General features: G+C 75.8%; 13 protein-coding genes. 7 read left to right on the top strand and 6 right to left on the bottom strand.

Features of this window, described 5'->3' with window-relative positions:
• Positions 1 to 56: 56 nt before the first annotated feature.
• From radA to JD77_RS09380, 3 genes are all read right to left on the bottom strand, one after another.
• Entirely contained in the window at positions 57 to 1,505 is a 1,449-nt protein-coding gene (radA, locus tag JD77_RS09390; RefSeq protein ID WP_145773931.1) for a DNA repair protein RadA, read from the bottom strand.
• Positions 1,506 to 1,593: 88 nt separating this feature from the next.
• Complete coding sequence (locus JD77_RS09385) at positions 1,594 to 2,391, bottom strand: hypothetical protein (RefSeq protein WP_145773930.1); 798 nt, start codon at positions 2,389 to 2,391, stop codon at positions 1,594 to 1,596.
• 138 nt (positions 2,392 to 2,529) lie between these two features.
• A complete protein-coding gene (locus JD77_RS09380) occupies positions 2,530 to 3,372 on the bottom strand; it encodes a UbiA family prenyltransferase (RefSeq protein ID WP_145773929.1) in 843 nt (280 codons plus the stop codon).
• 45 nt (positions 3,373 to 3,417) lie between these two features.
• Between JD77_RS09380 and JD77_RS09375 the strand changes: the two genes are divergently transcribed.
• The 3 genes from JD77_RS09375 to JD77_RS09365 all read left to right on the top strand — a co-directional run bounded on the left by JD77_RS09375 (position 3,418) and on the right by JD77_RS09365 (position 6,543).
• On the top strand, positions 3,418 to 4,194 hold the full coding sequence (locus JD77_RS09375) for a class I SAM-dependent methyltransferase (protein WP_387228735.1): 777 nt from the start codon (positions 3,418 to 3,420) through the stop codon (positions 4,192 to 4,194).
• 44 nt (positions 4,195 to 4,238) lie between these two features.
• Entirely contained in the window at positions 4,239 to 5,405 is a 1,167-nt protein-coding gene (locus JD77_RS09370; protein ID WP_145773928.1) for an acyl-CoA dehydrogenase family protein, read from the top strand.
• Between the two features lie 88 nt (positions 5,406 to 5,493).
• Positions 5,494 to 6,543, top strand: coding sequence for a type III polyketide synthase (locus JD77_RS09365; RefSeq protein ID WP_145773927.1), 1,050 nt, complete (start codon positions 5,494 to 5,496; stop codon positions 6,541 to 6,543).
• A 300-nt stretch (positions 6,544 to 6,843) separates the two neighbouring features.
• Here the strand turns inward: JD77_RS09365 and JD77_RS09360 are convergent, their stop codons facing one another.
• Positions 6,844 to 7,575 (bottom strand): hypothetical protein, encoded by a 732-nt coding sequence (locus tag JD77_RS09360; RefSeq protein ID WP_145773926.1) that lies wholly within the window; start codon positions 7,573 to 7,575, stop codon positions 6,844 to 6,846.
• 328 nt (positions 7,576 to 7,903) lie between these two features.
• Between JD77_RS09360 and JD77_RS09355 the strand changes: the two genes are divergently transcribed.
• From JD77_RS09355 to JD77_RS09340, 4 genes are all read left to right on the top strand, one after another.
• Positions 7,904 to 8,389, top strand: a complete 486-nt coding sequence (locus JD77_RS09355) for a CarD family transcriptional regulator (protein WP_007073334.1) — start codon at positions 7,904 to 7,906, stop codon at positions 8,387 to 8,389.
• A gap of 54 nt (positions 8,390 to 8,443) precedes the next feature.
• Entirely contained in the window at positions 8,444 to 9,148 is a 705-nt protein-coding gene (gene ispD, locus JD77_RS09350) for a 2-C-methyl-D-erythritol 4-phosphate cytidylyltransferase (RefSeq protein ID WP_145773925.1), read from the top strand.
• Positions 9,149 to 9,254: 106 nt separating this feature from the next.
• Entirely contained in the window at positions 9,255 to 9,734 is a 480-nt protein-coding gene (ispF, locus tag JD77_RS09345; RefSeq protein ID WP_145773924.1) for a 2-C-methyl-D-erythritol 2,4-cyclodiphosphate synthase, read from the top strand.
• A 17-nt stretch (positions 9,735 to 9,751) separates the two neighbouring features.
• The gene (locus tag JD77_RS09340; protein WP_145773923.1) at positions 9,752 to 10,765 is read left to right on the top strand and encodes a tetratricopeptide repeat protein; all 1,014 of its coding nucleotides are present in this window, start codon (positions 9,752 to 9,754) and stop codon (positions 10,763 to 10,765) included.
• Between the two features lie 10 nt (positions 10,766 to 10,775).
• Here the strand turns inward: JD77_RS09340 and JD77_RS34690 are convergent, their stop codons facing one another.
• Both JD77_RS34690 and JD77_RS09335 read right to left on the bottom strand, forming a co-directional pair.
• Complete coding sequence (locus JD77_RS34690; RefSeq protein ID WP_281292092.1) at positions 10,776 to 10,898, bottom strand: hypothetical protein; 123 nt, start codon at positions 10,896 to 10,898, stop codon at positions 10,776 to 10,778.
• Between the two features lie 468 nt (positions 10,899 to 11,366).
• Positions 11,367 to 12,563, bottom strand: coding sequence for a homogentisate 1,2-dioxygenase (locus tag JD77_RS09335; protein ID WP_145777495.1), 1,197 nt, complete (start codon positions 12,561 to 12,563; stop codon positions 11,367 to 11,369).
• Positions 12,564 to 12,624 lie beyond the last annotated feature (61 nt).

The raw sequence follows: 12,624 nt of genomic DNA, 5'->3' as shown, positions 1-12,624 counted from the left end.
GTCCGCCGGCCTTGTCCGGTATGGTATGGGCGATCCCGCTCGACGACCACCATCGGTCACTCCACCGAAGCGCGGGCGGCACACTGCAGGGCCGTACGCAAATCCGTGACCTCCATCACCCGCATGTTCTCCGGGCCGGCGCCCGCTTTCGCGGGGCCGCACCCGGGCGGGACCAGGGCCACCCGGAAGCCCAGTCGGGCCGCCTCGGCCAGCCGACGCGGCACCGCGCCGACCCGCCGCACCTCGCCGGTCAGCCCCACCTCGCCGATCGCGACGAGGTGCGGGTCGAGGGCCAGGTTGAGGCCGCCGGACGCCACCGCGAGGGCGACGGCCAGGTCCGCCGCCGGCTCCACCACCCGGATGCCGCCGACGGTGGCCGCGAAGACCTCCCGGTCGTGCAGGGTCAGCCGCTCGGTGCGCCGCTGGAGGACCGCCAGCACCATCGCGAGCCGCGCGCCGTCCAGCCCCGAGACCGTACGCCGGGGCGAGCCGGCGACCGTCGCCCCGATCAGCGCCTGGACCTCGGTGACCAGGGCGCGCCGCCCCTCCATCGCCACCGTCACGCAGGTGCCGGGCACCGGCTCGGAGTAGCGGGTGAGGAACAGGCCGGACGGGTCGGCGAGGCTGCTGATGCCCCCCTCGTGCATCTCGAAGCAGCCGACCTCGTCGGCGGCCCCGAACCGGTTCTTCACGCCGCGCACCATCCGCAGCGAGGAGTGCTTGTCGCCCTCGAAGTGCAGCACCACGTCGACCAGGTGCTCCAGCACCCGGGGGCCGGCCACCTGGCCGTCCTTCGTCACGTGCCCCACCAGCACCGTGGCGATGCCGCGCTCCTTGGCCACCGCCACCAGTGCGGCGGTGACCGCCCGCACCTGGGTCACCCCGCCGGGCACCCCCTCCGTGCCGACCATGGAGATGGTCTGCACCGAGTCGAGCACCAGCAGCCCCGGCTTGACCGCGTCGAGGTGGCCGAGGACGGCGCCCAGGTCGCTCTCGGCGGCCAGCCAGAGCTGGTCGTGCAGGGCGCCCATCCGCTCGGCGCGCAGCCGCACCTGGCTGACCGACTCCTCCCCGCTGACCACCAGCGACGGGCTGCCGGCGTTGGCCGCCCACTGCTGGGCCACGTCGAGCAGCAGCGTGGACTTGCCGACCCCCGGCTCGCCGGCCAGCAGCACCACCGCGCCGGGCACCAACCCGCCGCCGAGCACCCGGTCGAGCTCGCTGACGCCGGTGGGCCGGGCCCGCGCCGGGGCGGCGCTGATGGTGGCGATCGGGCGGGCCGGCTCGGCCGGCATCCGGGAGCTGACCACCCGCCCGGAGACCGTCGGGCCGGTCACCGTGCACTCGACCACCGAGCCCCACTCGCCGCACTCGGGGCAGCGCCCCACCCACTTCGGGGGCTGGTGACCGCAGGCGTCGCACTCGTAGGCCGGGCGGGGCTCGCGCGCGGCCCGGCCCGCGCCGCGCGGGGTGGCCCGGGAGGAGGTCGATCGGGACGTCGTCACACCAGGACGCTAGCGTTCCCGTACGACGAAGAACCGCCGGCGTGGCGGGTGCCACGCCGGCGGTTCGGTCGACGGTCGGGGGTGCGGGTCAGCCGTGCCCGCCGGAGCCGGCCTCGGTGCCGCCCTCCGCGCCGTGCCCGCCCTCGCGCTCGATGATCGGGGAGGCCGGCGCGCCCGGGGTCAGGGGGACGCCGATCGCCGCGGCCGCGCTGATCGTCCTGCCGTTGCCGAAGTCGAAGACCAGGTTGACCGACTCGCCGACGAGCCGCCGCTCGTTCAGCCCGACGAGCTGGAGGAACCGGCCGCCCTGGACGTTGAGCTGGACGTAGCTGTTGGCCGGGATCTCGATCCGGGCCGGCTCGCCGGCCGGCGCGGCCGGGCTCTCCGAGGGCGCCGGCGACGGCGAGCCGCTCTCGGACGGGCTGGCCGACTCGGACGGCGCCGCGCTCTCGGACGGGCTGGCCGACGCGGACGGCGAGGCGTGCTCCGACGGCGAGGCGTGCTCCGACGGCGACGCGTGCTCGGACGGCGACGCGCCGGCCGGGGCCGACGGGCTGGCCGAGCCGCTGGAGACGACGACCTCGCGGGCGCTGTCCGTGGTGACCGTCAGCGTCACCGCCTCCGTCGAGTCGTTGTAGATGACGGCGTTGAGCGCGGCGTTCGCCCCGGCCTGGTAGCCGGTCGGGCCCGGGTACTCGACGTACAGGCCGCGCACCTTGAGCTCGTTGTCCGGGGTCTGGACGTTGACGCCCTGCACCGACGGTTGCTTGACGGCGGTCTCGGCAATCTGCCCGGACCCGCAGCCGGAGAGCAGCAGGCCGGTCGCCGCGGCCGTGCCGGCCAGCAGCAGGGCCGCCCGCCGGGGTCCCCTGATCGAGCGCGTCACGTCGGTCCTCCTCGTCACGATCCCCACCCGGCTGTTCCCGGGCGCGGTGGCCATACCCGCGCAGACCGGGATCCAGGGTAGTTGGGGCTGATCGAGGCCCGGACGGCGACCCGGCACCACCACCTGCCCGGGGCGGCGTCAGACGACCCGGCCGCTCGCCACCAGCAGCACCACGTCGATCAGGGCCACCAGCAGCACCGCCCGGAACGCCGCCACCCCCCGTACGCCGGCCCCACCCACGCGGCTGGTGACGTACCAGGTCAGGGGCGGCACCACGGCGGCCGCCGCGAGGGCCGACAGGCCGGCCCACGACGGCGGCCCGGGCGGCCCGACGACCAGCGTGCCGGTCGCCGCCAGCAGCAGCGCGGCGGCGGCCAGCCGGCTGCCGGTCGCGCCGAGCCGGTGCGGCAGCCCGCGCACCCCGGTCCGGGCGTCGTCGGCCAGGTCCGGCAGCACGTTGGCGAAGTGCGCGCCGGCGCCGAGCAGGGCGGCGGCGGCCACCAGCCAGGCGGGCGGGACGGGCGCGCCGGGCAGGGCCAGCACCACGAAGGCGGGCAGGCTGCCGAACGACACCGCGTACGGCAGCACGGAGGCCGGTGTCGACTTCAGCGGCCAGTTGTAGAACAGCGCGGAGACCAGACCGGCGGCCGCGCAGAGCGCTGCCGCGCGGTTGGTGGCCGCCGCCGCGAGCACGACCGTGACCAGGGTGGCGGCCCGCGTGGCCAGGCCGACCGCCCGCCGGCTCACCGTGCCCGCGGCCACCGGCTTGTCGGTACGCCCCACCGCGGCGTCGCGGTCGGCGTCCTGGTGGTCGTTGGACCAGCCGACCGCGAGCTGGCTGGCCAGCACGGTGAGGGTCACCGCGGCGACCCCGGCCGGGCGGTGCCCCACGCCCCAGGCGAGCAGCCCGGCGACCGCGGTGACGGCCGCGGCGGGCTCCGGGTGGCTCGCCCTGACCAGCCCTAACACCATCGTCGACATAAGGGAAGTCTGGCCGTTACCGCCCAGTCGTGCCACGCTCGTGCAATGGGAGAGGGTTCGTCCCCGGTGTCCGCCGGTGGCCGCGTGCTGCCGCCGAACGATCCGCGGCAGTACGACGACCTGGCCGACGAGTGGTGGCGCCCGGACGGGGTCTTCGCCATGCTGCACTGGCTCGCCCGGGCCCGGGCGGCGCTGGTGCCGCCGGCCCCGCGTCCCGGCGCGCTGCTGGTCGACCTGGGCTGCGGCGCCGGGCTGCTCGCTCCCCACCTGACCGGGAAGGGCTACCGGCACGTCGGGGTGGACCTCACCCGCTCCGCGCTGGCCCAGGCCGCCGAGCACGGGGTGACCGTGGTCAACGCCGACGCCACCGCCGTGCCGCTGGCCGACGGCTGCGCCGACGTGGTGGCCGCCGGGGAGGTGCTGGAGCACGTCCCCGACTGGCGGCGGGCGGTCGCCGAGGCGTGCCGGCTGCTGCGGCCGGGGGGCCTGCTGGTGCTGGACACCCTCAACGACACCGTCCTCTGCCGGCTCCTGGCAGTCGAGATCGGCGAGCGGCTGCCGACCGTGCCCCGGGGCATCCACGACCCACGGTTGTTCGTGGACCACCGGCAGTTGATCGCCGAGTGCGCCCGGCACGGCGTGGACCTGCGGGTCCGGGGCGTGCGCCCGGGGCTACGCGGCACGCTGCGCTGGCTCGTCCGCCGGGCGCGCGCCGCCGGCCGCCGAGGTCCACAGTCGACGCCGGCCGGGCCGGCGCCGGAGATCAAGCCCACCTGGTCCACCGCGGTGCTCTACCAGGGGCGCGGCGTCCGGCGCGGGTAGCCGGGCCGGGGCGGGAACGTCAGGGGACGCCGAGAGGGGACGGTATGACTGTGCACGCGCTGGAGGCGGCCCGCCGGTTGGCGCCGCGTTTCGCCGCCCGGGCGGCGGAGCACGACCGGGACGGCACGTTCCCGGTCGAGGACTTCCGGGACCTGCGCGACGCCGGGCTGTTCGGGCTGATGGTGCCGCCGGAGCTGGGGGGCTCGGGGGCGACCTTCGCCGGGTACGCCGCCGTGGCCACCGAGCTGGCCAGGGGCAACGGCGCGACCGCGCTCGTGTTCAACATGCACGCCTCGGTCACCGGCGCGCTCGGCGCGGTCACGGAGGAGCTGGCCGGGGCCCTCGGCGTGCCGGACGAGGCGCTGGCCGCCCGGGACCGGCTGCTGCGCGCGGCGGCCGACGGCGCCTGGTACGCGGTGGCGATGAGCGAGCGCGGCGCGGGCGCCCGGCTCTCCCAGCTCAGCACGGTGTACGAGCCGGTGGACGGCGGCTTCCGGCTCAAGGGCAGCAAGACGTTCTGCTCCGGCGCCGGGCACGCCGACGGCTACCTGGTGGCCGCCCGCAGCGCCGCCGACCCGTCGCTGGTCTCCCAGTTCCTGGTGCCGGCCGGCGACGGGCTGACGGTCGAGCCGACCTGGGACTCGCTCGGCATGCGCGCCACCTCCTCGCACGACCTGCACCTGGACGTGACCGTGCCAGCGGACCGGCTGCTCGGCGGCGTGGAAGGGTTGGCCCTGGTGGTCGCCCAGCTCATGCCGCACTGGCTGGTGGCCAGCTACGCGGCGGTCTACGTCGGGGTGGCCCGGGCCGCCGTCGACGCGGCGGCGGAGCACGCGAACGTCCGCAACCTCGCCGGCCTGCCGGCGGTCCGGGCCCGCCTGGGCCGCGCCGACGCGGCGGTGGCGGCGTCCGGACTGGCGGTCGCCGAGGCCGCCCGCCGGGTCGACGAGGCGCCCGGGGACGCGGAGACCAACCGCTGGGTGTGGCGCGCCAAGCTGCTCGCCGGCACCACCGCGGCGGAGGTGGCAGCGTCCATGCTGGAGGCCGCGGGCACCTCGGCGACCCGCCGGGGCCACCCGCTGGAGCGGCTCTACCGGGACGCCCGGTGCGGCTCGCTGCACCCGGCCACCTCGGACGTGTGCGCGGACTGGCTGGGCGTCGCCGCGTTGGGCGGGGACCCGGACCGCGACGGCACCGCCCCTCGTTGGTGAGTGCGAGGAACGGGCCGCGGTTGCCCGTCCCGCAGCGCGAACGGAATGCGACGTGGTGAAGAGGGCTGGCGGACGAGAGGTGGGGGACGTGGCCGTACCGGTGATCGCGGGCCTGGGCGTGGCGCAGCCGCCGGCTGCGGCGCAGGACGAGCTCTGGGAGAGCTTCTTTTCCCGGCACTTCGCCGGCGCCACCCGGGCGCTGGCCCAGCGGATCTTCGCCAACTCGGGCGTGAGCCGGCGCCAGGCGGCGGTCAATCCCCTGCTGGAGGACGTCTCGGACTGGCCGACCGAGCGCCGGATGCGGCGCTACCAGGTCGAGGCGCTGCCGCTGGGCAAGGAGGCGGTCGGCCGGGCGTTGACGGCCGCCGGCCTGGCCGCCGGAGACGTCGGGCTGTTCGTGGTCTGCTCGTGCACCGGGTACGCCACGCCTGGGCTGGACATCCTGCTCGCCCGCGACCTGGGCATGGCCCCGGACACCCAGCGCATGTTCGTCGGGCACATGGGCTGCTATGCCGCCCTGCCGGGGCTCGGGGCGGCGGGCGACTTCGTCACCGCCCGGGGGCGTCCCGCGCTGCTGCTCTGCGCGGAGCTGACCAGCCTGCACATCCAGCCCGCCACGGCGCGGGTGGACACCCAGCAGATCGTCTCCCACGCGCTCTTCTCCGACGCCGCCGTCGCCGCCGTCGTCGTCCCCGACGGCCGGGGGTACGCGCTGCGCGAGGTCACCTCGGTCACCGACACGTCGACCGCCGACCACATGACCTGGGACGTCACCGACACCGGCTTCCGGATGGGGCTGTCGCCGAAGGTGCCGCAGGTGCTCTCCGCGCACGTCCGTGGCCTGGTGGACGACCTGCTGGCCCGGCACGGCGCGGTCCCCGCCGACGTGGACGGCTGGGCGGTGCACCCGGGCGGCCCGCGCATCCTCAACGTGGTGGAACGCGAGCTGGCCCTGCCGGCGGAAGGGCTGGCCGCGTCCCGGGCGACGCTGGACGAGCACGGCAACTGCTCCTCGCCGACGGTGCTGCTGATCCTCGACCGGCTGCTGCGCGCGGCGCGGCCACCGGGGCGGGTCATGATGCTCGCGTTCGGCCCCGGCCTGACCCTGTACGCGGCACTGCTGGACCGCCAGGGCTGAGGACGGCGGGCCGTGGCCACCGCGGCGGGCCCTGCTGCCCTGTCGCGCCGTACTGCGGGACCGGCGGCGGGACCCGCACGGCGGCGCGGGGCAGTTCAGCCGGACGGTCTGGCGGGCCCGGCTGACGCTGTCGCCCGGCCTGCCTGCGCAGCGCCGGGTCGTGGCCGCCCGCGGCGGCCCGCACCTGCTCCACCGTGTTTCCCTAAGCCGGATGATCCACTCCGTGTCGCCGACCTGGCGGCATCCGTGACGTTCGGACACCCCCACGTCGCCGACATGGTGCCGCCCGCCCGTGCGATATCAGGCGGCGAGACGGGACAGATCGGCGCGGTAGTCCTCGGCGGAGCGCAGCTCCGGCACCACGCGCAGCACGGCCCCGCCGCGGTCGACCAGGAGGGCGGGCGCCGTGTCGGGCCGCGGCGGCAGGCGCAGGAACGCCCGCAGGCCGCCGGCCGGGTCGGCGAGCGCGCGGACGGGCGGCGGGACGGAGGCGGTGGTGGGATCGACCGTACGGCCGCCGGTCACGGTGACCACGGTCACCCCCGGCGGCGCGAGCGCGGCGGCCTCGGCCACGCGCTGCGGGCAGGCGCACGCGTCCACCAGGATGATCATCGCGGGGAGCGACGCGCGCAGCGAGACGGCCGCGTTCTCGGCGTCGATCAGCTCCAGTGCGGGCAGCGGCCGGCCGGTCAGGTCGGTCGGCGTCGGGTACGGCTCGACGGTCGGCCGGTCGGGGGTGCGCGGCGGGCGGGGCCAGGTGACGGCGAACAGCCCGGCGACGGTGGCGAGCACCGCCACCAGGACGACGAGCAGCGGCAGGCCGAGCGGGAGCCGCCCGTCCGGGCGGGGCGCCAGGCCGAGCCGGCCACGCCACCGGGTCCGGCCGGCCCGTCGGCGCAGCTCGCGCCGGACCTGCTCGGCCTCCTCGGCCAGCGCGGACGCGTCGTCCGGCACGACCACCCGGCCCCACTCCGGCGGCAGGCCGGGGAGGCCGTCGGTGGGGCCGGAGCCGTCTGCGTCAGGCATGCCCATCGGACCCCCTCGAACCGTCTCGGCGCGCGGACAGCGGTTCGCCTTTAGCGTCCCGCACCGTCGGCTCCTCCCGCTACACCTGGGCGCGGTCGGCCCGAGCGGGATACCATGGGACGAGCGCATCGCCCGAGAAATCCACGCCCCGATCACCCGTGCCGGGTTGTCATACGGCCATCACGGAGCGTGTTCGAACCATCGGCTTGGCCGCCTGTCAAGCGGAAGAAATACCTCTCACAGGGCCCCTGAGCTGCGCCAACGGTCAGGACAGCGGTGGGACATCGGTGCCTGAGCGTGTTACCCTAGACACAGCGAAAGGGGTTTCGAACCTATGGTTTTCAGTGTCGGCGAGACCGTTGTTTACCCCCACCACGGGGCCGCACTCATCGAGGCAATCGAGACTCGGGTCATCAAGGGCGAGCCCAAGCAGTACCTCGTCCTGAGGGTTGCGCAGGGTGACCTGACGGTCCGGGTGCCCGCTGAGAACGCCGAGATCGTGGGTGTGCGCGAGGTGGTCGGCGAGGAGGGCCTGGGTAAGGTCTTCGACGTCCTCCGGGCTCCGCACACCGAGGAGCCGACCAACTGGTCGCGGCGTTACAAGGCGAATCTGGAGAAGCTGGCCTCCGGCAACCCGCTGAAGGTGGCCGAGGTCGTCCGCGACCTGTGGCGCCGGGAGCGGGAGCGGGGGCTGTCCGCTGGCGAGAAGCGCATGCTCGCCAAGGCCCGCGACATTCTCGTCGGCGAGGTCGCGCTGGCCGAGAAGAGCACCAAGGACGAGGCGGAGACGCTGCTCGACAAGGTGCTGACCGAGGCCTAGTTCCCACAGCACTCTCGTACCCGCCCCAAAGCAAAGAAACCCGAGGACCGCGACGTGACCGCGCAGCTCAATCCGCGCGGTGACGTCGCGGTCCTCGTCCCTGCGGCCGGCGCGGGGGTACGCCTCGGCCCGGGCGCACCCAAGGCCCTGCGCGTGCTCGCCGGTGAGCCGTTGCTGGTGCACGCCGTACGCCGGATCGCCGCCGCCCCGTCCGTGCACACGATCGTGGTGGCCGCCCCGGCGGCCGAGGTCGAGGCGGTCCGCCGACTGCTCGCCCCGGTCGCCCCGGCGCTGGTCGTCCCCGGCGGCGCGGAACGGCAGGCGTCCGTGGCGGCCGCGCTCGCGGCCGTGCCCGCCGGCCCGGAGATCGTCCTGGTCCACGACGCGGCCCGCGCGCTGACCCCGCCCGACCTGGTCGAGGCGGTCGCCGCGGCGGTCCGCTCCGGGCACGACGCCGTGATCCCCGTGCTGCCGGTGGTCGACACGATCAAGGAGGTCGGCGCGGGCGAGCTGGTCCTCGGCACCGTCGACCGGTCCGCCCTGCGGGCCGTGCAGACCCCGCAGGGCTTCCGCCGCCCAGTGCTGGCCGCCGCCCACGCCGCGGCCGCCGACGCGCTCACCGACGACGCCGGCCTCGTGGAGAAGCAGGGCGTGCCGGTGGTCTGCGTCCCCGGGTCGGAGTACGCCCTCAAGGTCACCCGGCCCTTCGACCTGGCGCTGGCCGAGCACCTGCTCCGCTCGGCGCCGCAGCCGGAGTAGCGCCGCGCCGCCCCTCGCACAACGCCGCAGCCGGGGCAGCGCCGCCTCCGCGATGTCGATCGTCAGCCCCTTCAGGTCGCCACTGATCCGGGCGTACCCTCGGGTCATGATCGTTCCTCGGGTGGCCGTCGCCACGGACGTGCACGCCTTCGCGCCCGGCCGGCCCTGCTGGGTGGCCGGCCTGCACTGGCCCGACCAGGACGGCCTGGCCGGCCACTCGGACGCGGACGTGGCCGCCCACGCGGCCTGCAACGCCCTGCTCTCCGCCGCGGGTCTCGGCGACCTCGGGTCGAACTTCGGGGTGGCCGAGCCGGAGTGGGCGGGCGCCCCCGGCGTCGCGCTGCTCACCGAGACCGCCCGCCGGGTCCGCGCGGCCGGCTTCCAGATCGGCAACGTGTCGGTGCAGGTGGTCGGCAAGCGGCCGAAGATCGGGCCGCGCCGGGCCGAGGCCGAGGCGGTGCTGTCGGAGGCGGTCGGTGCCCCGGTCAGTGTCTCCGCGGCCACCACCGACGGCCTGGGCTTCACCGGCCGAGGGGAAGGGCTGGCCGGAATCGCGGTCGCACTGGTCTACCCGGTCCCCGCCTAGCTGGAGGGGTGCGCGGCATGTCGAGCGACGCCACCGCCGAGGGCCACCTCCAGCGGGCCCAGCTCCTGGCCGACCTGGGCCGGTACGACGAGGCCGCCGGCGAGGTGGGTTTCGCGCTCGCCCTGGAACCGGCGAACCCGACCGCGCTGACCACGCTCGCCCGGGTACACCTCGCCGCCGGCCGGCCCGACGAGGCCCGGGCCGCCGCCGAGGCGGCGCTGACCGTCGCCCCGGACACGGCCGGCCCGCTCGTCGTGCGCGGGCTCGCGCTGGCCGACCTGGGCGAGTACGCCGAGTCCGCCCGCACCGCCGAGCGGTTGCTGGCCACCGGCCCCGACGACCCGTACGCCCAGCGCAGCGCGGCGGCGATCCTCTCCGGCGCGCGCAACGGGCAGCCCGCCCTCAACGCCGCCTGGCGGGGCGTGGAGCTGGCCCCGGAGGAGCCGCAGGCGCACCTGGTCCTCGGCCTCGTCGCCGCCCGCCTGCGCCTGTACGACCTGGCCGAGCGGGCGTACCGGGAGGCGCTGCGGCTCGACCCGGAGCTGACCGGCGCGGCCGACGAGCCGGGCGTCGTCCGGCTGGAACGGCGCCGGTACGCCGAGGCGTTGGCGGAGCTGTCGGAGACCGTCCCGGTCGTCCCCGTGCCGGTCCCCGACCCGCGCCGGAGCGTCTCCGACGACGTGCGCCGGCTCGTGCTGTACGGCGCGGGCTGGTCGCTGGTCGGCACCGTCCTGGTGGCGGTCGCGGCAGCCGGGGCGTCCGGGCCGTCCCGGTTCCTCGCGGTGCTGGTGGCGCTCAGCGGGGCGGTGGTGGGCTGGCTGCTGGCGGCCCGGGTGCCGGGGTTGACCCGTACCGTCCTGCCGGAGCTGTTCCGTTCGGACCGGTCGCTGGCGCTCGCCGTGTACGCGGTGGCCGCCGCGCCTGTCCTCCTGCTGCTGTACGCGGCCGTGGGTACGCCGTGGCCGCTGGTCCTGGCGATCGTCGTCACCGCCGTGGCGGAGCTGGCGGTGTTCTCCCGTACCGTGCGCTGAGGCCGGGGCCTCAGCCGGGACGGGCGTCGGTCGCGTCGGCGGCGAGGGCGGGCAGGACCGTGTCGGCGATGCGTTCCCGCACCACGGGGGAGTCGAGGACGGTGAACCGCAGCCGTGGCGCGGCGGACGGCACCAGCCGCGCGAGAATCCGCGTTGGTGGGGTCGCTGACGACCTCCACCGGGCGCATCCCGGTGACGATCCGGTTCTGGCCGGCCGGGGTGACCGCCGCGCAGGTGCCCAACGGCACGACCGGGGAGAGTTCCACACCCTCCACCCCGGGGGGCAGCAGGTCCCACAGCCGCGCCTGCACGGTCGCCGCCGCGCGCGGGTCGCCGTCGGCCAGGCGTACGAAACGGTCGTCCCGCCAGCGGCGCAGCACCTTCGCCGGTCGCGCCCGCGCGGCCCGCGTGCGGGCCAGGGAGAGCAGGAGCGTGGTCAGGTCCGAGGCCGGCAGGGCGTCCAGTGCCTCGCGTACGCTGCTCGGCAGCGCCGCCCAGACCCGCCGCTCGGCGTCCGACATACCGTCCCGGCTCATCCGGTCACGATGGCCGACACCGGTCGGTCCGGTCCACCGAATTCGACCCGCCGGGCACCGGTCGGCTAGGTCCGGCGCGCCCAGGTCCAGGCGTACCCCGGGTCCTCGCACTCGCCCGCGGCGTCGCAGAGGTCCAGCGGCCGGAACGTGTCGACCATGACCGCCAGCTCGTCGAAGAACTCGGCGCCGATCGCCCGCTCGGCCGCGCCCGGCTGGGGGCCGTGCGTGAACCCGGACGGGTGCAGCGAGATGGAGCCCTGCTCGATGCCGGAGCCGCGCCGGGCCTCGTAGTTGCCGCCCGTGTAGAACAGCATCTCGTCGGAGTCGACGTTGTGGTGGTTGTACGGCACCGGGATGGCGTCCGGGTGGTAGTCCACCTTGCGCGGCACGAACGAGCAGACGACGAAGTTCGGGCCCTGGAACGTCTGGTGCACCGGCGGTGGCTGGTGGATCCGGCCGGTGATCGGCTCGAAGTCGTGGATGGAGAACGCCCACGGGTAGAGGTGCCCGTCCCAGCCGACCACGTCGAACGGGTGGTTGGCGTAGATGTGACGCGTCCAAGCTGTGCCGCTGCCACCCGGGCTTCCAGCCCGGGACCGGTGGCGGACCAGCACCTCGACGTCCTCGCCGTCGACCAGCAGCGGCGCGTCCGGTCCCCGGACGTCCCGCTCGCAGTACGGCGAGTGCTCCAGGAACTGACCCCGGACCGACAGGTAGCGCTTGGGCGGGCCGACGTGCCCGGCCGCCTCGATGGCCAGCAGCCGGACCGGCTCGTCGCCGGTCGGCACGAGCCGGTGGATGGCCGAGGTGGGGATGATGACGTAGTCGCCGGCCACCGCGTCGAGGACGCCGAACGGCGACTCCACCCGCATCGTGCCCGACTCCACGTAGAGGCAGTGGTCGCCGGTGGCGTCGCGGAACAGCGGGGACGGCTGGTCGGCCAGCACGTACGCGATCCGGACGTCGTCGTTGGCGAGCAGGTACCGCCGGCCGAGGATCGGGTCGGCGGTACCGCCGTCGAGCTTGTGCGTGTGCAGGTGGCGGGGCTTGAGCGGCAGGTTCGGCGCCCGGGTGAACGCCGGCGGGCGGTACTCCTCGGCGGCGACGATCGCGGTCGGGGCGTGGCGGTGGTAGAGCAGGGACGAGTCGGAGGAGAAGCCCTCCTGGCCCATCAGCTCCTCGGCGTACAGGGTGCCGTCGGGCTGGCGGAACTGCGTGTGCCGCTTCCGGGGCACCTCGCCGACGCTGCGGTAGTACGGCATGTCGCCTCCCGATTCGTCCCGTTCACCGGCCATCCGCGTCCGATAATCGGACGATGTTGTC

The organism is Micromonospora olivasterospora (genome assembly GCF_007830265.1).
Taxonomy (GTDB): Bacteria; Actinomycetota; Actinomycetes; order Mycobacteriales; family Micromonosporaceae; genus Micromonospora; species Micromonospora olivasterospora.
Note: the sequence above shows the minus strand (reverse complement) of the source record. Positions and strands in the feature narration are given on the sequence as shown.